Annotated in this window: 19 protein-coding genes and 2 riboswitches; of the genes, 18 read left to right on the top strand and 1 reads right to left on the bottom strand. The window is 38.7% G+C overall.

Annotation, left to right across the window (positions count from 1 at the left end; translation table 11 throughout):
- The first annotated feature begins 96 nt into the window (after positions 1-96).
- The 18 genes from AR328_RS20220 (at position 97) to AR328_RS20135 (ending at position 21,243) form a co-directional block, all read left to right on the top strand.
- Entirely contained in the window at positions 97-879 is a 783-nt protein-coding gene (locus tag AR328_RS20220) for an SAF domain-containing protein (protein WP_066300920.1), read from the top strand.
- Positions 880-925: 46 nt separating this feature from the next.
- Positions 926-2,089 (top strand): AAA family ATPase, encoded by a 1,164-nt coding sequence (locus tag AR328_RS20215; protein WP_066300916.1) that lies wholly within the window; start codon positions 926-928, stop codon positions 2,087-2,089.
- A gap of 24 nt (positions 2,090-2,113) precedes the next feature.
- Entirely contained in the window at positions 2,114-3,490 is a 1,377-nt protein-coding gene (locus AR328_RS20210; protein WP_066300910.1) for a CpaF family protein, read from the top strand.
- Entirely contained in the window at positions 3,468-4,394 is a 927-nt protein-coding gene (locus AR328_RS20205; protein ID WP_066300906.1) for a type II secretion system F family protein, read from the top strand. The genes AR328_RS20210 and AR328_RS20205 overlap by 23 nt, the downstream gene beginning before the upstream one ends.
- A 3-nt stretch (positions 4,395-4,397) precedes the next feature.
- A complete protein-coding gene (locus tag AR328_RS20200; RefSeq protein WP_066300902.1) occupies positions 4,398-5,333 on the top strand; it encodes a type II secretion system F family protein in 936 nt (311 codons plus the stop codon).
- A 36-nt stretch (positions 5,334-5,369) separates the two neighbouring features.
- The gene (locus AR328_RS20195; RefSeq protein ID WP_066300898.1) at positions 5,370-5,573 is read left to right on the top strand and encodes a hypothetical protein; all 204 of its coding nucleotides are present in this window, start codon (positions 5,370-5,372) and stop codon (positions 5,571-5,573) included.
- A 92-nt stretch (positions 5,574-5,665) separates the two neighbouring features.
- The gene (locus AR328_RS20190; protein WP_066300895.1) at positions 5,666-7,075 is read left to right on the top strand and encodes a vWA domain-containing protein; all 1,410 of its coding nucleotides are present in this window, start codon (positions 5,666-5,668) and stop codon (positions 7,073-7,075) included.
- Between the two features lie 96 nt (positions 7,076-7,171).
- Positions 7,172-7,570: a TadE/TadG family type IV pilus assembly protein gene (locus tag AR328_RS20185; protein ID WP_066300888.1), complete on the top strand. Its 399-nt coding sequence runs from the start codon at positions 7,172-7,174 to the stop codon at positions 7,568-7,570.
- Positions 7,567-8,223 (top strand): Tad domain-containing protein, encoded by a 657-nt coding sequence (locus tag AR328_RS20180; RefSeq protein ID WP_066300887.1) that lies wholly within the window; start codon positions 7,567-7,569, stop codon positions 8,221-8,223. The genes AR328_RS20185 and AR328_RS20180 overlap by 4 nt, the downstream gene beginning before the upstream one ends.
- A gap of 51 nt (positions 8,224-8,274) precedes the next feature.
- Positions 8,275-9,534 carry a hypothetical protein gene (locus AR328_RS20175; RefSeq protein WP_066300885.1) on the top strand — a complete coding sequence of 420 codons (1,260 nt, stop codon included), beginning with the start codon at positions 8,275-8,277 and terminating at the stop codon, positions 9,532-9,534.
- A 48-nt stretch (positions 9,535-9,582) separates the two neighbouring features.
- Positions 9,583-10,392, top strand: coding sequence for a hypothetical protein (locus tag AR328_RS20170; RefSeq protein ID WP_066300883.1), 810 nt, complete (start codon positions 9,583-9,585; stop codon positions 10,390-10,392).
- 12 nt (positions 10,393-10,404) lie between these two features.
- On the top strand, positions 10,405-11,133 hold the full coding sequence (locus AR328_RS20165) for a hypothetical protein (RefSeq protein ID WP_066300875.1): 729 nt from the start codon (positions 10,405-10,407) through the stop codon (positions 11,131-11,133).
- Between the two features lie 97 nt (positions 11,134-11,230).
- On the top strand, positions 11,231-12,934 hold the full coding sequence (locus AR328_RS20160; protein ID WP_066300873.1) for a transglutaminase domain-containing protein: 1,704 nt from the start codon (positions 11,231-11,233) through the stop codon (positions 12,932-12,934).
- Between the two features lie 369 nt (positions 12,935-13,303).
- Complete coding sequence (locus AR328_RS20155) at positions 13,304-14,260, top strand: AAA family ATPase (RefSeq protein WP_066300870.1); 957 nt, start codon at positions 13,304-13,306, stop codon at positions 14,258-14,260.
- Positions 14,261-15,475 (top strand): DUF58 domain-containing protein, encoded by a 1,215-nt coding sequence (locus tag AR328_RS20150; protein ID WP_066300867.1) that lies wholly within the window; start codon positions 14,261-14,263, stop codon positions 15,473-15,475.
- A complete protein-coding gene (locus AR328_RS20145) occupies positions 15,472-17,685 on the top strand; it encodes a transglutaminase domain-containing protein (protein ID WP_066300865.1) in 2,214 nt (737 codons plus the stop codon). Before AR328_RS20150 ends, AR328_RS20145 begins: the two co-directional genes overlap by 4 nt.
- 48 nt (positions 17,686-17,733) lie before the next feature.
- A riboswitch (purine riboswitch) is annotated at positions 17,734-17,835 on the top strand.
- A 202-nt stretch (positions 17,836-18,037) separates the two neighbouring features.
- Entirely contained in the window at positions 18,038-19,558 is a 1,521-nt protein-coding gene (gene guaA / locus AR328_RS20140) for a glutamine-hydrolyzing GMP synthase (RefSeq protein ID WP_156422759.1), read from the top strand.
- Between the two features lie 108 nt (positions 19,559-19,666).
- Positions 19,667-19,768: riboswitch (purine riboswitch) on the top strand.
- 146 nt (positions 19,769-19,914) lie between these two features.
- Positions 19,915-21,243, top strand: a complete 1,329-nt coding sequence (locus AR328_RS20135; protein ID WP_066300860.1) for an NCS2 family permease — start codon at positions 19,915-19,917, stop codon at positions 21,241-21,243.
- 125 nt (positions 21,244-21,368) lie between these two features.
- On the opposite strand, the gene AR328_RS20130 is transcribed toward AR328_RS20135, so the two are convergent.
- Positions 21,369-22,232 (bottom strand): hypothetical protein, encoded by an 864-nt coding sequence (locus AR328_RS20130; RefSeq protein ID WP_066300857.1) that lies wholly within the window; start codon positions 22,230-22,232, stop codon positions 21,369-21,371.
- Positions 22,233-22,658 lie beyond the last annotated feature (426 nt).

The following is a 22,658-nucleotide window of genomic DNA, read 5'->3' as shown; positions in this document are numbered from 1 at the left end:
GTTTGACGGGAATTTGAGCCCATGCTAGAAATTAAATAACAAAAAAGAAAATGTATTCGTCCAGATAAAAAACCTACATTGGGAGAGAATCGAAGAATGTTAGAGTCAAAGAGAAGGGCCATTATATTTATTTCCATCTCGTTAATTCTTGCGCTCGTTGCAGGATATATGCTGCTAAAGAAAGTCCAAGAGCTTAATGAAGACCTTGGTGGAATGACAAAGATATATGTAGCAAGTGACAATATCGCATCAAGAGCCATTATTACACCTAAACAAGTGGAGACAATTGATTTACCCAATAAGTTTGTTACTCCTTCACATGTTACAGATCCAGCAGATATTACGAATCGAGTTTCGGTTGTTCCATTATCAAAGGGAGACATGATTACAAAAAATCTGTTAAAGCCAATATCGGAAGTTGCAAATGAGAATAACCGCCTTATTTCCTTCTTTGCAAATGAAAAAATTTCATTTGATCAAGACTTAGAGGCGTTAGATCGAGTTGACATTATTGTCTCTCAGCAATTTGAAGGAAAGCCAAAAACGGAAATTTTTATGACAGATGTTCCGGTTTCAATGGTAGCGAAATCGGAAGGCAATTTAAGAGGGGTTGCCTTGGAGGTTTCTAAGGAACAAGCTCCTAAATTAATTCACATGCAGCATTATGCAGATAGTATAAGAGTTTTAAAGGCTAATGTAGGAAAAACAAATCCAATCGAAAAGCCGGAAAAAGCGGAAGAAAAACCTGCTGAAAAAATAGAAGAGAAACCTGTAGAAAAGAAAGCGGAGGAAAAACAAGATTCTAAGCCTGCTGAAGAGAATCCAGCTGAAAAACAGGGTGAAAAGCCAGCAGAACAAAAGCCGCCTGGACAGGGATAAATTAAGAATGTTTTTTGAATGAATTTCATTTTCGGAGGTAATATTCATGGGTACAGGAAGCAATATTTTGCTTGTTAGTGATGATAAACAAATAAGCGAACAGATCACACAGCAAGCGTTACAGTTGTATCCTAATTTTCAGAAGGTCACACCATTTGAAGTAAAAAAAGAGATTGATCGAATTTCTCCAGATGTTGTACTTCTTGTGAATCCTGATGATGAATCAGGTATAGAGATAGTCCAATATATTCACAGTGAATATCCGGATATCATTATCGTGTTTATAGCTAAGCAGCAGGACTTTCTATTATTCCGCGATGCTTCAAGGGCAGGGGCAAATGATTTCTTCGTACTCCCGGATGAGCTAACACAGTTTAGTGACAGAATTGAAAGGATTCTTCTGGTTTCAAAGGAGCAAAACAAAAAGAACACGTTAAACACATTGACAAACCAAGGTTTGCGTCGGGGAAGAGGGCAAATTTATTCCTTTTACAGCGGAAAGGGAGGCAGTGGGGCTACGCTGCTATCAAGCACATTTGCTCAAACAATCAAATTAGAATCAACGGCACAGGTCATATTTATTGATATGAACCTGCAATTTGGAGGGGCAGAAACCTTCCTTGGTATTGAGAGTAACCGTTCGCTAGCGGATCTAAAGCCAGTTATAAACGAATTAAATGAAAATCACATTCGAAATGTTAGTGAGAAAGAGCCATTTTCCAAATTGGAAATATTATTGAGTCCAAGGGATGCAGAAATTGCAGAAGGCCTAAACGATGACTTCTTTACGAAATTATTAAGGGCATGTCGACGCAGCTATGATTTTGTCATTGTTGATTTGCCTTCCAATATGACAGCCACTACATATGTAGCCTTAGAAGAAGCGGATACTATCTTTTATGTAATGAACTTGGATACACCTTCTTTTAAAGTATTTAAACATGTAGAGGAATTATTTAATCGCCTAGGGATGGATGCGGAAGGGCGCTTGCAGATCGTTGTCAATCAAAAAGGAAGAGAGAATGAACTTACTCCGTCTGATGTAAAGAATTTTATTTCTTCTCCTGTAGGTGCTGAAGTAAGAAGGGATATTAAAGGAATCCAGTCGTTTGTTAATAAAGGGGAGCCGCTTAGAAAAGCAACGAAAGAAAAGAGATTAACTCCTGTTGCTAAAGATATTCGCAAATGGGTTTTAAATGTTTTGAAATGATGAAGTGAGGAAGGAGGGGGAATCATGTCATTATTTAACCGCTCAGAGAAAAAACAACCAGAAGAAGCATCAGAAACCCAGGTAAGCTATTCAACTTATAATAGCCCTTATATTGAAGAACTGATTGAACATTATAAGGGAAGGCTGTTAAGAGAAACGAACCTTGAGCAGTTAACAAGCATGACTCAAGGAGAGATGCGCCTTGCTATTGAAAGACTAATCAGCCAATTCATGACAGAAGAAAAGGTGATTATTTCAAGACGGGATAAAGAAACTCTCCTAACTCGCTTAATTGATGAATCGGTAGGATTTGGCCCGCTTGAGCCTCTTCTTCAGGATCAAGAGATTACTGAGATCCTGATAAATGGTCATAAAGAAGTATATATCGAAAAGAAAGGTCAATTGCAATTAACGAATTTACAATTTCGTGATGAAAATCATGTTAGGCATATTATTGACCGAGTTGTCGCTCCATTAGGAAGACGAATTGACGAAAGCTCGCCAATGGTAGATGCAAGGCTGCATGATGGAAGCCGTGTCAATGCTGTTATCCCTCCAGTTAGTTTAAATGGCACACTTATTTCCATTCGAAAGTTTAGAGCAGATCCCTATAAAATGAATGATTTAATAGATTTTGATTCGATAAATACAGCAATGGCTGAATTTTTAAATGCGGCTGTATTTGCTAAGTTAAGCGTTCTTATTTCCGGAGGTACAGGTAGTGGAAAAACGACCTTACTTAACGCATTAGCGCAGGCTATCCCGAATGGGGAAAGGGTTATCACCATAGAAGACTCAGCTGAGTTGAAGCTGGACCGCCCGAATGTAGTAGGAATGGAAGCGCGTCCACCTAACGTTGAAGGAAGCGGGGAAATTTCGATTCGGCAGCTTGTGCGAAATGCACTGAGAATGAGACCTGACCGAATTATTGTTGGGGAGGTACGTGGGGCGGAAGCATTTGATATGCTTCAGGCTATGAACACAGGACATGAGGGCTCGCTAACGACTGTCCATGCAAACTCCCCGCACGATGCCCTAAAACGTGTTGAGGGGATGGTGATCATGGCTGGTATGGATCTACCCTCGAAGGTTATTCGAGAGTACATTGTCGGTGCATTAGATCTAATTATTCAGGGAACCCGCCTGCCTGATGGTCAGCGGAAATTAATGTCTATTTCTGAAATTGTAAAAAAGCCAAACGGTGAAGCTGAGATTCAGGAGATTTTCAGATTTAAACGGACGGGAATTGACGGAAATGGAAAGGTATTAGGCTATTTTACTCCAACAGGTATTATCCCAAAATGTTTAGATAGATTAAGAGTGTTTGGTGCAAATATTGATGAATCTATCTTTCAAGCAGATGAAGAGGTGAGTACCCGTGACCATATCTATTCTTTATAGTCTAGCTGTTCTTTTTGGCATTTGGGGAGTGTATTACTATTTAGGTTATCGTTCATCAAAGAAGGAATGGCGAATCAAAGTTGGCAAGTGGTACGGCAATCAGAATAAAAGAAAAAGCGTTGTGCTCGTATTAGGGGATAAATTCGATAAAACCAAATTTGGCGAAAAAACATTACTCCAGTTAAAAAGGGCTAACATTCAATTAATGCCATCAGAATTTTACGGGATTCTTCTGCTTGGCGGATTCACGCTTGCTTTTGTTTTAAACAACTTTTTCGGTATAAAATTCCCGATAAATATGGCCGTCTCCATTGGTCTTATGGAAGTAATCAGGCGCAGTTTATTCTTTATTCGAAAAAACAAGTTTCAAGAGAGAATGAATAGTCAGCTTCCGGAAATATGTCGGATACTTGCCAACTCTACTAGGTCCGGAATGACCTTAACGCAAGGAATAGGTGTAGCTGCCCAGGAATTAAACGAACCAGCAAGAGAGGAATTCCAAAGATTATACGGTGAATTACAGCTTGGTGTTAATTTTAACCGTGCATTAAGAAATTTACAAAAAAGGGTTCCTAGCAGAGAATATCAACTATTTATTGCATCCCTGCTTATCCAGAAACAAGCAGGAGGGAATATCCATGCTGTACTTGATGAAATGGGGCATACGCTTGAGGAGAGAAAGCTACTGCTTCAGGAAATTAAAACGATGACAGCAGAACAAAGATTTGTCGCCTATATCATTCCTGTTATGCCAGTTTTTCTTCTATTAGTGATGAATAGCATGAACGAAGGATTTATTGACCCATTGTTTTCAGGAATTGGATTAATTCTTTTAGCGCTATTCCTCTTTGGGACATTTTTAACGTTCTTTTTAGTAAAAAAAGTAACGAATATAAGGGTGTAGTGAATGGATGGGTTTATTTTAATTTGTGTAGTCATGTGTTTATTCTTATTAGCGCTAGGTTTAAAGTTTCTCTTTGATTATGCTGTGGCAAAACAAGAATTAAAACAGCATATTGAGGAACAAGTTATCGATCATTCTTTTAGTTTAAAAATGAAAAAGTCCAGACGAGAAAAGACATTGGAAAAGATGTTTCACTATGCAGATGATTTTTCTTCATTGGGCAATAGAATAAATTTCTTTAGTGAGTCCCATGAAGTAGAAAGATGGTTAATGCAAGCAAGCTATCCGTATAAATTGACTGTCGAACGTTTTCAGGGTTTGAAAATTTTCATGCTGCTTGTAGGCTTTGTAGTTGGATTTATGCTCATGATTATTCGATTTCCGCTATCACAGTTATTGATTATCTTGCTTCCGCTAGCGGGGTACTTTAGCACAATTATATGGCTGAAAGGAAAAGCAAAGGCAAGACAGGATGAGCTAGGATTTGTCCTTCCTGACTTTTTAGATACTGTCAGTGTTACTTTACAGGCTGGAGTGGGGCTGGATCAGGCTTTGCGGGATATTGTTCCTTACTTTGAGGGACCGGTGGGAGAGGAGTTCACGCGCTTTAACCAAGAAGTTAACCTCGGGGTATCAAGGGAACAAGCATATAGACATCTGCTTGAACGAAATGATAATGAAGCTTTTCAATCTTTAATAAAATCGTTGATTCAAGGGTCAAGACTAGGAGTTCCAGTAGCAACGACATTTAAAATCCAAGCCAATGAAATGCGCAGTATGAAGAAGGAAAAGGTGAAAGAAATAGCAGCAAAAGCTTCACCCAAAATAACATTAATAACAACCTTTATCGTTATGCCTACAGCGATGTTTTTAATTGGCGGCTTATTATTGTTAAATATGTTCACAGGTGAAGATAGTCTATTTAAGTTATTTGAATAGAAAGGCAAATTTATATATTGAAAGGAGGTGGGAATCTTGAAGAACATGGCAATTAAAGTATTCTCAAGGTTAAAAAACACAGTAAATAACGAACAGGGTGCACAAACTTTAGAGTGGATTGCAGTTGGAGCAGTAGTAGTTACGATTGCTGCATTTCTTGCCAATGCTTTCGGTGATGGAGGCGGAATCACGGATGTAGTTGATACTATTATAAACAAAATAAAGACTAGTGCAGGATAAGTCATAATATATTTTTATTTCAAGTATTTAGTGGTAAGGGATTATTAACCCTTACCATTAAATATTCATTTTGTTTAGGAGTGTTATATCTTATGGGAAAGAAACCATTATTCGCAGTCCTTATCTTGTTCGGAGTTTTTTTCCTATCAGGATGTAGCGAGCAGGAAGCAAAAACACCGGCTAGTAAGACTGACCAAGTGGAGATAAAGAAGAAAACAGATTCACAAACAGAAGGGGAAAAGGAAAAGGACTCAACAGTGCAAACGGTTTCTTCCTTACTAGAAGAGGTCCCGGCCCCTACAACAACCATTGAAGAGCTTGCAAATGCGGTTCCTGGACCATATTCAGGAAAAAGATATAAGGACTTGCCCCAGGAACAAAAAGAAGAGATTATTCATGAGTTTATGAAGTACCCGAAAATAGGTGACAACCCGACAGAAGAAGAAATAGAGCTGTATTGGAGAAAGGCAATTGTTCTATTTCATGAGGATTATCCAAATCCAACTGAAATTATTGAACAGCTCGCAATAGAATCCTTTGGAAGCCCAGAAATCGAGGATGAGAGATACCATTTCAAAGATCAGCTAAATGTTCAAATTCTTTTAGATGCGAGCGGAAGTATGGGGAATTATATTAATGGAAAGATGATGATGGATATAGCAAAGGAATCTATTCGGGAATTTGCTGAGTCTTTACCAGAGGGGGCTAACATCGCTCTTCGGGTATACGGACATAAAGGCAGTGGATCGAATCAAGATAAAGAGCTTTCTTGTAAAAGCAATGAGCTAATATATGATCTTAAAACCTATGATCCAAAAGAATTGAATCATTCATTAAGTTCAATTAAGCCAGCAGGCTGGACTCCCCTTGCAAAGGCAATTGAAGAGGCAAAAAATGATTTAATTCAATATAAAGGTGAAAACAATACAAATATCATTTACTTAGTAAGTGATGGTATAGAGACATGTGGCGGTGACCCGGTTTCAGAGGCTGAAAAGCTTGCGAATTCTGATATTCAGCCAATAGTGAACGTAATCGGCTTTGATGTTGATTCAAAGGGGCAGCAGCAATTAAAAGAAGTGGCATCCGCGGCGAAAGGAATTTATAGCAACGCTAGAAATCAGGAAGAATTAAAGAATGAGCTAGAAAAGGCTCAAAGGATTGCGGACAAATGGAGTGAATGGAAGGATAAGGCCATAACAAGTGCCTCAAATGAGAAATGGAATAAAAAGATCTACGATATTCCCAATTTCAATATAGAATGGCGTCATGCACATGGCAGTGAATTTACTAATATTCGGGCTCCGTTATGGGAGTTATATGAAATGGAGCATATTAGTAAGAAGGCGTATCAGTTACTAGAGGATAAGACAAGTGAAAGGGCTGAAAATGGCAGAGTACTAGGAAATCAATTATCAGATGACCTAAGAAATCTGGCTGATCAAAATTTTGAAAAAATGAAAGAAGAAATCAATAAGAAATATAAAGCCAATACAAAATAATCGATAGCTTTGCAGAAATAAAACATTGCTTATTTCTACAAAGCTATTGATATAAACATAGAGTGATTGTTTCAGCAGCATTAAGGAGGGGTTTAAATGTTAATGAACAAAAAAATGCTGCGCGAAGAAAAAGGCTCAATGACCCTTGAATTCCTAATGGTCCTTCCTTATTATTTTTTCTTTTTCTTGCTTCTTTGGCAGGTTGTAGCTTCAGGAATCACATTTATGAAGGCGCAGTCTGCTGTTAATGAGGCGGCCAAGGTGTATTCAATTACAGCTGATATTGACGAGGCAAAAATTAAGGCTAAGGAAATTCTTGGTTCAAGTGATATGATGACTTTTAAAGATTTTTATATAGATCCGCCGCACTCCTCGGATGATTTTAAAGCAACAATTGAGTTCGACCATGGTTTTGTGTTCATACCAAAACAATGGCGAAAGGATGCTGCGATTGAAAACATATCCTTAAATGTTCACAGCAAGGTGATTAAATGAGAAAGATTATTCATAATGAACGGGGAAGCGGCCTCTTTTTTACGATGTTTTATATAATGATTTTTGGCATAGCCCTTATTCTAATCCTCAATATTGCCTTAGTTTTCATGGAAAAGGGTCAGGCTAATATTGCTGCCGAGCAAGCAAGCTTGGCTGCTACGAGTGTTATATATAAAGAGGTTATACCTATTGTTAATAGCCATGTAAAAATTATAGAAGTTAAAGATGCAGATGGAAATATTATTGAAATAATAAAGGAACCCTTAATAGACAAATTCAATATAGTGAAAATTTCAATTGGAAATGCTAATTCGGAACTATCCCATAATGAAGTGGACTTTCTAGCTGCAAATAAAGTATTAATTCAAGAAATTCCCGATGACGAAGAGCTTAGTAATAAAATATCAGGGGCTTTAAGTTCAGCAAAAAGTAAAATTTCTTCAGTTGTAGAAAGAATAATTAGAGATAATGGCGGAAAGGATTCCCCAACAGAATATGACTGGTTTCTTAATGAACACAATCGTATTGAAGTCTTGGCAAAATCCGAGTTTGAGGCTGTCCATCATAACGGCATAAACTTTGGAAGTGATAATGACATTTCACAAAAAGGGGAAGGTCCAACTATATCCCTTTTTGAAATTATTAGCTGGTAAGAATCTTTTTAGAAAGGCGTGAGTAGAATACTTGATAAAAAAGCGAAATTAATGATTCGGAAGGTCGGTGCGGGCTTTTTCGCTTTCTTTTTTGTGTTAATGAGCTTTTTACCTGCCGCAGTCTTGGCTGAAGGAAATTTTAATCCTGGTACCTTTTCACCTGGTTCTTTTTCACCTAACTCTTTCAGTCCAGGAAGCTTCAAACCTGGCGAATTTAACCCGGGGGAGTTTAGTCCTGGCCAATTTGACCCTGGTGAATTTAATCCTGGCCAATTTAGTCCGGGAATTTTCAACCCAGGTCAGTATAATCCAGGTCAATTCAGTCCGGGTCAATTTAACCCAGGTGATTTCCAACCAGGTGCCTTTACGCCCGGTCAAACTTCTCCTGGACAACACTCTCCCGGCAACAATACTTTTGATCCTACAACCAGACCTGGAAACCATACTGGAGAGCCAAAACCTATTTCTCCGTTTGATCCACCAACAATAGACCTGCCTGGTAATGTAAAACATCCTAATGATAATACTGATAATAATTCAAATGATCCAAATACAACAAACCCCGGTGAGAATGGTTCGGACAATCCGCCTCGTTTTGACTTTGAAGATAACGAGAATTATAAGAATTTTAAATTTGTTCTTGACAGTATGGTTGTTCCGGCTGTTGAAGGAATTGACAAATTTACGCTGACTGATATTGATTGGGATAAGTATGGAATGGATTATCAAAAGAGTTTATCATTAGGTTTATTAAAAAATCAGTTAGAGCGGACTTTTACTGGTGAATCCTTTATTAGTGATGTGGGGAATATTGGATTAGATGTCTGGTCTGGAGTTGAGCATGCTAAGCATATTGGGGGCTTCGTGAATTCCTGGACAGATATTAAAGCAGCATGGAATGCAGCTCAAACAGGAAGCAGCTTTAGTACTGCAGCTTCAAGTACGGGATCAATCCTCTCCAATGCAACAAAAACCTTTGATATGGGAACAGGAATAGCCGGCAAGGCAGCACCTTGGATGGCAGTAATCAGCACGGGTATTTCTAGCGCCGAGACAGTTATGCACTTTGCTAATGGCAATAAGCTAGATGGATTCGCTAGTTTAGGAGAAACATTAATGTCGGGTGCAGTTGTTTTATCAGCATCAGGTGTTGGAGCCCCGATAGCTGCTGGGGTAGCTATTGTTGGAGGAGTACTTTGGGGCGTATCAACAGTCATTAAGAATAAAGACAAAATTGCTAGGACCGCTAAGAAAGTAGGGAAATTCTTTAAAGACGGCTTTAATAAAGTGAAAGGCTGGTTCGGCAAATAGAGTATGGGTCCCTAGAGTTATAGGGGGCTTCTCAAGGAGGAAAAGATCATGATTAGAATGAACAACTTACCAGAACATATCAAGAATTCATTAAAACCTTTTTACAAACAGAACGAAACACCAGATGTCTTTCCTTCTATGTTTAAGATTGATGATGAAATATTCTATTACTTTACTTTTGCCCCCATTGCAGAGCAGTTAATTATGAAGGAGGATGGCACCGTCCCATCATTCCATCAGGTTCAAAAAGAGGCATTAATTTTTAATAGTTATAATGTTTCCATTGAAACAGTAGCAAATATAGGGAAAAAGTGGGCTGAATCAGGAAAAAAGGAAAAATACCAAAAGCTCATAGAGGTTTTAAATGAAATCAAAGAAAAGTTGGGGCCTTTTTCACCTGAATTAGAAAATGCGTTTCAAGCGTATTATATGACCGCAAAAGAGATTATTGAATTTCAAACCATTATTAATGAATCTGTAAAAAGAGCAACGGCGATTTGGGACAGAACAAACCTTGACGAGCTTGCAACACATCAGGACCAAATTGATATGAGAAACTGTATTGTCGATATGACGAGAGCAGCATATAGACAAAACGAAATACAGCTGAAGACGGAATATGAGCGGGAGCAAATTTGGGGATTTGTTTCTTCTAAAAGATGGGCAAAAGGTATCACAGGAATGGGTCTGTACTTAAAGCTAAAGCCTTATCAAAAAGATATGATGAAAAATACTTCAGAAAATGTGAACCAAGCAAATGAACTAGGAAAGATGGTATTAAATGATGATCTCCCATTAGAACAGCATGAAAATGCCAAAGGTGTTTTAACAAGTTTACGAAATCCAAAAACAATATAAGGAGGAAGCCCAGTGTTTGATTATTTGAAGGGGTCCCTCAATTTTTATAAAAATAACTTTTTCCGTGTATTGCTAATTGCCCTAACTATTATTCTTCCAGTTCAAGTTATTTATACAATTACTATCAATTACATCACTTTGCCTTTTTTGTATTTTAATATACCTATTTGGCCAACTATTTTTCAAAGCGTATTTATGTTGATGGCGCTTTTTATTATGTTAATTCCAATGGTTAGTTTAGTAGTTCAGGATATGAGAAAGGAGCGTGTTAAACTAGGAAAAGTGTATGGGGATACTATTAAATATGCTTTTTTTGTATACGCAATAAGTATTCCTGCTTCCATTATCACAACAGTTGGATTACTTTTTCTTATTGTACCGGGCATTTTTTGTTTAGTATTCTTTATTGGTCTTCCGTTAGCAAAGGTCATCGAAGATGCTTCAACCTTAACCATAGTGAAACGTTCCTTTGCTTTTGGTAAGGAGAATTTTCTCATGATTTGTGGGTTCCTTTTATTGTTTGCATCGATTGATTTTATAGGATCATATTTATTGTCGTTCTTAGCACTACTTGTAACCGGACAGATGGCTATAATTAATTGGATGCTAATGTTATTCAATTCTTTGTTACTGCCACTTTTTATCTTTATCATTTCTAAAGTATATCTAGATTGGAATGGAGAAGCGGATTTTGTTCACGAGAAAGAATATGATTATCAGTTAGAATTATATAAATCTTAATTTTCACAAACAAGAAGCAAACACTGCATGACTTGGCAGCTCATACAATTGTGATAATGGATGAAGCTAGACCTTACATAAATTCGGAGGAACAAAAATGAATGCGAAAAGGAATTTTTATGCGTTTGTAATATGTTTGTTGAGCAGCGTTTGGATCCTTTCTGCTTGCAGTAATGCTAGTCCAAGTGATTCAGAGACAAAAGCGCCTAAGAAGCAGGAAAATAAATATGAAAAGCTGGCTAAGGAAAAAAATAAAGAATTTGAGCTGGAGCCAATCGAATTAACTTCTTATAGCGAAGAGATTGGTGTAACGCTTAAGAATCCAGAACATAAGAAATTTGCGGTTAATGGAAAAGTCATGGTTGAGGGAGAAATTGAAAAGCACGCCCTATTGAAATTTCATTATGCCTGGATCAAGGTCCAATCTGATGAAGAAGGGCCAGCAGGGAATAAGCATGAATACTACACACCAATAAAGGACGGCAAATTTAAGCAGGAGATTCATTTCTTCAAAGGAGAGGGCGAATACCGAGTAACTGTCCAACTACCTAGTAAAGATCGTGATAATTATTATTATGATACGGCGAAATTTGACGTTTATAATGTAAATCCTGAAATTCAGCGGGATATTACGTATACACCATTTGGGCAGGATGCTGAACTTGCCCTAAATTTAGATTCTAGCTTTGTAGAAGAGGATGGAATTTTTCAGTTAAAAGGGAAGGCGGGTAGTTTGACAGACGAGGATACACTTATGCTCAGGCTCAATAAGGACTCTGAAACATGGAAGCATGTGATTCCTGTTAAAAATGGGGGATTCTCCTATGACATTCCTTTGTTTTATGGGGAAGGGGTACATACGCTTGAAGTGTTAGTTCCAGATAAGGAGCGGGATAATTATTACCAGACCGCTACAACGGTTTTAATCGATAACAAGTCTAGTCGGACGATGAAGCCAATCGAGTATTCAAAAACTTATATGGAGCGTGGAGTTACATTAGAATATCCTCTATTTGGCGGGGAAGAGTCAGAAGGGACTTTCAATATTAAAGGTTCCCTTGACCCGGAAGCTGAGTTTGCACCGGAAACAACACATATTTACATTACTTCGAAAAAAGACGAGGATGAAGCTTTAGATGTGATCCCTGTTAAGGATTTTCAATTTGATGGCTCTTTTTATTTGCGATTTGGTCCCGGTACGTATGAAGTGACAGTAAGTGTACCTGAAATAAAAGAAGAGAACAGTAATTACTTCCGCTACTTCGGCTTTGCGCAGTTCGAAGTAGAATCAAAAGCCCTTAAAGATGAGCGGGATCTTCTCCCTTCCCGAGGGGTTCAATCAGACGCACCTCAAATTCAGTCGCTAGCAAAAGAAATTACCAACGGGAAAAGTACTGGCCGGGAAAAGGCAATGGCTGTTTATGATTACGTGGCTAAAAACATAAGTTATGACGTTGGAAAGTTAAGGAATGATGAATTTGAATGGGATGACAGCGCCTTAAAAACGCTCGAGCTAAAATCAGGCGTTTGCCAGGATTATGCGTACTTAGCGGTTGCTCTTCTTAGGGCGAGTGATATTGAAGCCAGATATGTGGAAGGAATGGCACGCGGCGGATTTTGGCCTTCAAGGCATGCGTGGGTTGAAGCGAATATTGATGGCAGCTGGCTGACGATGGATCCTACATGGGGAGCAGGATATTTAAAGGATGATAAGTTTGTTCCTAAGTATACTGACACTTATTTTGACCCCGACGTAGAGGAGTTTAAAAAGACGCATACACGGACAGGTGTTTCTTATTAATTTATTCATGAGTAAATGGAATCTCTGAATCTTGCTAATTCGGAGATTCCTTTCAATTTATTGGTTAGATTTTTATTCGAGGGAGCATGTTTTCTTCTCCATCATTTTAGTATTCCCCTATAATTCCCAAGAGAAAAGCCCTCCAGTTTTTCAGAAAAGATATTATACTAGAAATATGGAAATAGAAGTAGTAAAACTCTTTTATTCCATATGCCATCTTTCTTCAAATAAAAGATTAGCAGAATATTACAGGAATTTGACGTAATTTATCGAATAAATTACATGGTAAAGGAATGGCAATTTTTAAACAGAATGGCAGGCTTGTATTTCTTAATAAATAATGAAATGACGCACAACAGGAGGATATATATGACTAGTGAGCACATGCATCCTATGATAGAGAAGGTTTTAGCCAATATTGAAAAGGTTATGATTGGAAAACGCCAAGTTGCTGAATTAAGCTTAATTGCCTTGCTGGCGGAAGGGCATGTTTTATTAGAGGATGTACCTGGTGTAGGAAAGACGATGATGGTTCGGTCCCTTGCAAAATCGATCGGGGCGAATTTCAGACGGATTCAATTCACACCCGATTTATTGCCTTCAGATGTGACAGGGGTATCCATCTATAACCCAAAGGAAATGGAGTTTCAATTTAGACCCGGTCCAATCATGGGGAACATTATTTTGGCGGATGAAATCAATCGTACCTCACCGAAAACTCAATCAGCTTTACTGGAGGGAATGGAAGAAAGCAGCGTGACGATTGACGGTGTGACACATAAGCTTGAAAGGCCGTTTTTCGTTATGGCGACTCAAAACCCGATTGAATACGAAGGAACCTATGCTCTTCCGGAAGCTCAATTAGATCGATTTTTATTAAAAATGAAAATGGGCTATCCGGATATGGCGGAAGAAATGGAAGTGTTAAATCGCGCCCAAAGGTCAAAACCCATCGATGATCTTGAGCCGGTTATTGATTTAATAGAATTAAGAGATTTACAGGAACAAGTAAAACAAGTTCATGTGGATGGAACGATCAAGCGCTATATCGTTGATTTGGCAAACCGTACGAGAACCCATTCAAGTGTTTATTTAGGAGTTAGTCCAAGGGGGTCTATTGCGCTAATGAAGGCTGCGCAGGCATATGCCTTTATGTATGGAAGGGATTATGTTCTTCCAGATGATATTCAATATTTGTCACAGGCTGTTTTTGCTCATCGCATTATTTTAAAATCAGAGGCGAAGTTCGAAGGCATTACGGCTGAAGATGTAGTGGGCCGTGTCATGGCAAGGACGCCGGTTCCGGTACAAAGGCTTGTGAAGTAGATGAAGCGTCTATTATCTACTGTAAGAAAGGCATGGAAGCTAGCTGTTTTGTACCTGTTAATTCTGGTTACCTTCTCCTATGCCATGTTCCAGGGAGGGTTTGTCAGCTGGTTTTTATTTTATAGCTTTGTCCCTTTTGCCATTTATGCGCTTTTTCTTTCCTTCTATCGTCTCCAGCATTTACAGGTGTCCCGCGTATTCTTAAAGACGGAATATAATGCGGGCGAGTCCATAAAAGTGGAGATTACACTGAAAAGAAATATATCGTTTCCATTATTTTATATCGTCATAGAGGATGAGTTAGGTGAGAAGCTCCGTTATTCGCAAGAAAAGAATTGGACTAAATCCTTTTTGTTTCCTTGGTTCAAAAAGGAAATCAATTGGGATTACCAAGTCAATGATCTGCCAAGAGGAGAGCATCATTTTCAGTCCATAAGGGTGAAAACGGGTGACCCCCTCGGCTTAATTGAAAAAGAAATACACTTACAGACAGATCAGAAAATTATCGTGTACCCGGCCTATGAAGAATTAATTTACAGACCGCTTGAAAACCATTTTGATCAAGGAATGACAGCTTCTAAGGAACGTGTACAAAGAGATACGTCTATGGCAATCGGAATACGTGAGTATCAGCCAGGCGACCGATTTTCATGGATTAATTGGAAAGCAACGGCAAAACGAAATGATATTATGACGAAGGAATTTGAGCAAAGGCAATCCCATGATGTGTATATTCTTATGGATTGTATGCCGTCAGGCCGTTTTGAAGCCATTGTTTCTTTCTCAGCCTCCATTATTAGAGCCATTCTCCAAAAGGGTGCACAGGTTGGTTTTCTTTCCTCTTCTTCTGAAAGAGTGGCTTTTCCTATAAGAGGAGGGGAAGGCCAGCAAACGCAATTATTCTATCATCTGGCAAAGGTGAAAGATGATAGCCCTGTTCCATTAGACCGTATCCTTGAGGCTGAGGGGTTTTTGCTTCAGCAAAATAATCTCATGCTGATCACTGCTCAATTGACTAGAAGCTTAATTGAAAAAGCAGGTCTATTAGTCACGAAAAATGGCTCAGTGACGATATTTATCGTAAAAAATGAAATGGAATCTCTTTTACCGGATGAGCTGGCACTTAAGGGAGCTGCGAATGCAAGGGGGCTGCGAGTTGTTTTAGTTCACAGCGGAAACTTTAAGGCTGTTTTTTCGGAGGTGGCTCGGGCATGAAGTCTCGTAAGGTCCAAAAGGATTTAGCTTCTTTTCTGCTATACACATTTGGCTTCCTGTTGCTTTGGGAGTGGCTAAGACCGTTAGAGCAGCTAACAGATACATCGAATATATGGGCTTTTCTCCTATTCAGCATCGTGTCACTGCTGTTAGCTTTTTTAGGCGCTCACTTTTTGATCAGCGGTTTGATTAAATGGATGTTCATGTTCTATGTTTTGCATTTCTTATATTTTGAGGGATCGTTTTTTAGATTAGAATGGATACCTACTTTATTGGGGGATTTTTACAAGAGCTTACTGCTGCTTGTCGAAAGGGACACATCTGGCTTAAGTAATCTTTTTAAAAGCTTTCTATTTTTTGTCCTCCTTTGGTTAATGACCTATTTAATTCAATATTGGCTCATTAGGAAAAGGCAGATTTTTATCTTCTTTTTCATGACAATGATTTATATTACTGTACTTGATACGTTCACTCCATATGAAGCGGAAGTGGCGATTGTCAGAACAGTCATTTCGGGATTTGTCATTATGGGGATGCTGACCTTTTATCGGGTTATGGATCGGGAAGTTATTCAGAGAAGGGCCGATCTGTCACGAAAATGGTTAACGCCTTTAATGATCATGATTGTTATTAGTGTTGCTTTTGGGCTAGCTGCACCAAAGGCTGATCCAATTTGGCCTGACCCCGTTCCGTTTATTAAATCGTATGCAAAGGGCAGCGGGGATGAAAGAGGCGGAATTCAGAAAGTTGGCTATGGCTTAGATGATTCAGAGCTTGGGGGCCCTTTCTTAGGGGATAATCAGGTTGTGTTTCGGGCGGAAATTGAATCACGCCAATATTGGAAGGTAGAGACGAAAGATGTGTATACAGGGAAAGGATGGATTACCTCTGGTCCAAGAGAGGAAGTCACTCCATTCCGTGTGGAGGATGTTGTTCCGGTTTCTTCGTTTATCGATCATGAAGGTGTAAACAAAGTCGAGGAAACAAGCTTTATCAATGCGTCCATGGAATATCAACATATTGTGTATCCTTTAGGAATTAAAAGAATTGATGCACCCTTTCATCCTGATATTTCTTTTCAAATCGAAAATTTCACAGAAAAAATCCATACTTTATTAGGCGGCGTACCTAGGACAATATATAACTACTCAGTTATTTATGATGTGCCGAAATATAGTGTGACTGCTCTTATGAATGCAAGTTCCGATAGTAACAATGACCAAAACAATGCATTCATCAATCGGTATACTCAGCTTCCGGATGAATTGCCTCAACGAGTTCGAGATTTGGCTGTGGAAATAACGGAAGGAAAGAACACATGGTTTGAACAGGCAAGAGCGTTAGAGTCATATTTTAAAAGGTCGGGATTTGTATATGATCAGAAGGATGTGGCTGTCCCTGGTGCCGATGATGACTATGTTGACCAGTTTTTATTTGATACGAAACGAGGGTATTGCGATAACTTCTCTACTTCCATGGTTGTGATGGCGAGGTCTCTCGGTATCCCTGCAAGATGGGTGAAAGGGTATACAGAGGGGGAGTACAAGGGGCTCGCAGAAAATAGCCGCCGGATTTTTGAAGTGACGAACAATAACGCCCATTCATGGGTAGAGGTGTATTTCCCTACTATCGGATGGGTTCAATTTGAACCAACACAAGGCTTCTCTAACAATGTTCAATTTAATTTCGATCAGACGTCACAAAATAATACCCCAACTCCAGAAAATCAGCAAAAACCAGAAGAAAAAGAAAAGCCTGAGATTGAAAAAGACAAACCTGAAAAATCAGCTTCGTCCTTTTCATTCACGAAGCTTGCTCAATCTGTTAAAGGATTTTTCGCAAAGACTTGGAAGTGGCTGCTAGGGTCTGCTCTTGCATTGTCCTTATTGCTGCTAATCATTTATCGCTTACACGGCAAGTGGCTTCCTTATTATTTAGCCTTAAGATTTAAATGGACAAAAAGGGATGAAAACTTCCCTAAAGCATACTTGCTGCTATTAAGAGAATTGCAGCGTTATGGTCTGAATCGTAAAGACGGGCAAACCCTTAGAGATTATGCTCAATATGTGGACCGTTTCTATTCAACTAGTGAAATGAGCAAGCTTACCTCCCGTTACGAGAAATTAATTTATCGTGGGGAAGTAGCAGAAGGCAGCTGGGAAGAGACGAAAGAATTGTGGGAAAATTTAATTAAAAAAACAATCGCTTGACCGGAAAATTAACCTGTTGATACAATAGGTTCGTTAATCTGTGAAATATTATAATTGAATGCATACCTTCATATATCCTCGATAATATGGTTCGAAAGTTTCTACCAAATCACCGTAAATGATTTGACTATGAAGGCAGATTCTTCTATCCCTTTATAGGGGTTTTTTTACCAGAATGTCTGCCTTCACCAATAATGGGGGAGCAGCGTCTGGTTTTTTATTTTATTTGCCTGGTTTTATTAAATGTATCTGCGTTATTTTTTTATGTAATAGAGAACACTATTCATAATAAATGGTATTTTATTAAATTTGTGGGGTGAACAGCTTGACGGCGAAACTAGAAGGACAAGAAATGATCGTTGTATTAGATTTTGGAAGCCAGTACAATCAGTTAATTACACGTAGAATTAGAGAATTTGGTGTGTATAGTGAATTACACCCTCATACGATTACAGCTGAGGAAATTCAAGAAATGAATCCGAAAGGTATTATTTTCTCAGGGGGCCCAAACAGCGTATATGAAGAGGGGGCTTTCCGCTGTGATGAGAAAATCTTTGATCTCGGCTTGCCGATTTTCGGAATTTGCTACGGCATGCAATTAATGACGATGCATATGGGCGGGAAAGTGGAGAAGGCGAAGAATCGTGAGTATGGCAAGGCTGAGCTGAAAATTGAAAATGAGTCTAAGCTTTTTGCGAATCTGCCTTCCGTTCAAACGGTTTGGATGAGCCATGGCGATTTAGTTGTTGAGGCTCCTGAAGGTTTCACAGTAGATGGTGTCAATCCATCATGTCCAATTGCGGCAATGAGCAATGAAGAGCGCGGAATGTATGCTGTTCAATTCCACCCAGAAGTCCTTCATTCTGTCTATGGAAATGACATTTTGAAAAACTTTGTTTTTGGTGTTTGCGGAAGTAAAGGCGACTGGTCGATGGGGAACTTTATTGAAGTAGAAATGGAAAAAATCCGTCAGATGGTTGGCGACAAAAAAGTACTTTGTGCACTAAGCGGCGGCGTGGACTCTTCAGTAGTGGCTGTTCTTATTCATAAAGCCATTGGCGACCAGCTGACATGTATTTTTGTTGACCACGGGTTGCTTCGTAAAGGAGAAGCGGAAGGTGTCATGAAGACATTTGCTGATGGCTTCCATATGAACGTTATTAAAGTAGATGCGCAAGAGCGTTTCTTAAGCAAGCTAAAAGGTGTATCTGATCCAGAACAAAAACGTAAAATTATTGGAAATGAATTTATTTATGTATTTGATGATGAGGCTACTAAACTTGAAGGCATTGAATTTTTAGCACAAGGTACGCTTTATACAGATATTATCGAAAGTGGTACAGCGACTGCGCAAACAATCAAGTCCCATCATAATGTAGGCGGACTTCCTGAAGATATGCAATTTAAGCTGATCGAGCCGCTTAGTACATTATTTAAAGATGAGGTCCGCGCTTTAGGAACAGAGCTTGGCATTCCAGATGAAATTGTTTGGAGACAGCCATTCCCAGGTCCGGGTCTAGGCATTCGTGTTTTAGGTGAAATTTCAGAGGACAAGCTTGAAATCGTCCGGGAATCTGATTATATTTTACGTGAAGAAATTGCAAAGGCTGGTTTAGATCGTGATGTTTGGCAGTACTTTACTGTCCTGCCTAACATTCGAAGTGTTGGGGTTATGGGGGATGCCCGTACCTACGATCACACAATCGGCATTCGTGCAGTTACATCCATCGATGGCATGACATCCGATTGGGCAAGAATTCCTTGGGACGTTCTGGAAGTGATTTCTTCAAGGATCGTTAATGAAGTAGCCCATGTGAACCGGGTTGTGTATGACATTACTAGCAAGCCGCCGGCAACGATTGAGTGGGAATAGGAAAAGCGTAAGCGAATTTGACAGAAATACGAACAATACAAAGAGCGGACATATAAATGTTCGCTTTTTGTATTGACGGACTTTTGTCATGCTGGTAAAATAAATTTGAATTTAATATAAGTACTTCATCGTATAATTCTGGAGATATGGTCCAGAAGTTTCTACCGGGCTGCCGAAAATAGCTTGACTACGAGGTAAGTGTGATTATTCGGGCTTTTTCAATCTGTCTTCATGTTCATTTATTTTTCCCCGATTTATTGCATGTAACTTGTCGTCGAGCGCTCACGTATTAACTTGAGCGTATTTTTTATGGCTTGCGGTAAAACTATAATAAAAATTTTGTAGGGGGAAATATAGTGAAAAAGTACTTCAGATTTGAAGAACTGGGCACAAACTATCGTCGTGAGTTTTTAGGTGGGATGACTACGTTCTTAGCAATGGCTTATATACTGGTTGTTAATCCGGCCATTCTAACTCTTGCGGATGTAACAGATTTTCCTGATGCTTTACGAATGGACCACGGAGCTGTATTTGTCGCAACGGCCCTTTCTGCAGCAGTTGGTTCCATTATTATGGGGTTAATAGGAAAGTATCCTCTAGCTCTAGCACCAGGTCTTGGATTAAACGCCTTTTTTGCCTATACAGTTGTTTTAGTAAATGGAAGCCCGTGGCAACACGCGCTTGCAGCAGTTTTTATTTCAGGTGTTTTCTTTCTTCTTTTAACACTTACTGGACTGCGCGAAAAATTAATTAACGCGATTCCGATTGAGTTAAAACATGCAGTTGGAGCCGGAATCGGTTTGTTCATTACATTCATTGGGTTCCAAAACGCAGGTATTATTGTAAATAGTGATGCAACGCTCGTAGGGTTAGGTGATCTAACGAACGGAAATACTCTGCTTGCAATATTCGGATTGCTAGTAACTGTTATTTTTATGTCAAGAGGGATTAAGGGCGGTGTGTTCTATGGAATGATTATCACCGTAATTGTAGGGATGATCTTTCAATTAATTGACATGCCTGAAAAAGTGGTTGATAAAGCACCAAGTCTTGCACCAACGTTTGGCGCACTCTTTAGTTCATTTGGCGACAGTTCTTTCTATACAACAACCATGCTTGGGATTATTTTAACCTTTTTATTCGTTGATTTCTTTGATAATGCAGGGACGTTAGTTGCTGTTGCAAACCAAGCGGGGTTTGTGAAGGACAATAAGCTTCCTCGGGCGGGAAGAGCACTTATTTCAGATTCAATCGCTACCATTTCCGGTTCTGTACTTGGGACTTCAACCGTTACTTCTTTTATTGAATCATCGGCAGGGGTGGCAGCCGGAGCAAGAACGGGATTTGCCTCACTAGTAACTGCAGGATTTTTTATTATATCTATTTTCTTCTTCCCGCTATTAGCGATTGTTACACCAGCGGTCACAGCACCTGCTCTTATTATTGTCGGGGTATTGATGGTGTCATCGCTTGGGAAAATTGATTGGAATAAATTCGAAGTGGCTGTACCAGCATTTCTAACAATGATTGCGATGCCCCTTTCATATAGTATTGCAACTGGAATTGCCGTTGGATTTATTTTTTATCCAATAACAATGATTGTGAAGGGACGCATTAAAGAAATTCACCCAATTATGTATTTCTTCTTTGTTATCTTTATTCTTTACTTCATCTTTTTAAAATAACTAATTTTGCGGAGATTCGATTCAGTGAATCTCCGTTTTCTTTTTAAGTGCACATGGCATGAATATAGTTCACCTCCTAATCGCATCAGGGAGTTGATAATTCGGTGCAAGTGCACTCGATACATTTATTCATTAGAAGGGCAGGCTACGCATTTAGTCACTAGATTTCCATCATTATCAACTGTTAATAGCCAGCAGGAACTATTAGGGGATTTTAAAATAATCCCATTGCCTTCACCGAGGATCGCAATATTATTATGTGCTTGAACTCTAATAGTGCCATTCACACTATTATTTAGCTCACCAATTATATTAATCGATTCGTTGCCGATATTACCTAACTGTGTATTTTCGTTAACGACTAAAGACTTGTTTATAGAAAAATTCCCAGATATGAATCCTTGGCCATTAATATGAACTGTATCTAAATCGCCGTTTCCTAATTTAGTATTTCCAACGACTTCAAGTTCATTTAGTTTTGTGTCTCCAGAAACAGATAATCCCCCAATAATCTTAACGGAATCATCATGATGTTGGCTGCCTAACTGAGTTTTTCCATTTACGGATAAATCCCCTTGTACCGTTAACTTACCGGCAACATTTACTTTTTCCGTCATGGACTTGCCGAGCTGAGTATTCCCATTTACAGTTAAGTTCCCCTGTACGGTTTCATTGCCGGCTATATTAACCGTGTCTGTCAATGTCTTACCTAATTGTGCATTCCCGTTCACTGTTAAATTCCCGGCTAAATTAACAGTGTCTGTCACAGAACTTCCTAATTGAGTATTTCCGTTTACTGATAAGTTCCCAGCAACTTTTACCGAATTTATTAACGAACTCCCTAATTGAGTATTTTCATTTACATTTAAATTTCCTTGTACAACCTCATTGCCAGCTATATTTACAGAATCCGTTAAGGAATTTCCTAATTGTGTCTTCCCGTCTACTGTTAAATTATCAGTTACAATTATAGAATCATAAGTTGGCAAACTAATCATTCCTCCTTAGAAAATAATATTCATATGTAAGGAACAATGTTACCTAAGCATATGTTTGCATAGAAAAATTCTAATCGCTTTATTTAATGATCATTATAGGTACTGTAAAACGGGTTTTATTTAGGATGGAAATTTATTCGAGAAAATTGTTGAAAAGATGTTGACGGATTGGGTATGGGCTGGTATTATATAAAAACAGTCGCTGACAGGTTAACAACATTTTGATGATAAAAAAAGTTGTTGACATCACGATTGAGAGATGATATATTAATAAAGTCGCTTCTGGGCGATAAGATAGTTCTTTGAAAACTGAACGAACATAAACGTCAACGTTTTAGTCTTTTTATCAAAAAGACATTTATGAGCTAATCAACTCAACTTTATTGGAGAGTTTGATCCTGGCTCAGGACGAACGCT

Source organism: Bacillus sp. FJAT-29937, from assembly GCF_001509555.1.
Taxonomy (GTDB): Bacteria; Bacillota; Bacilli; order Bacillales; family Cytobacillaceae; genus Cytobacillus.
Note: the sequence above shows the minus strand (reverse complement) of the source record. Positions and strands in the feature narration are given on the sequence as shown.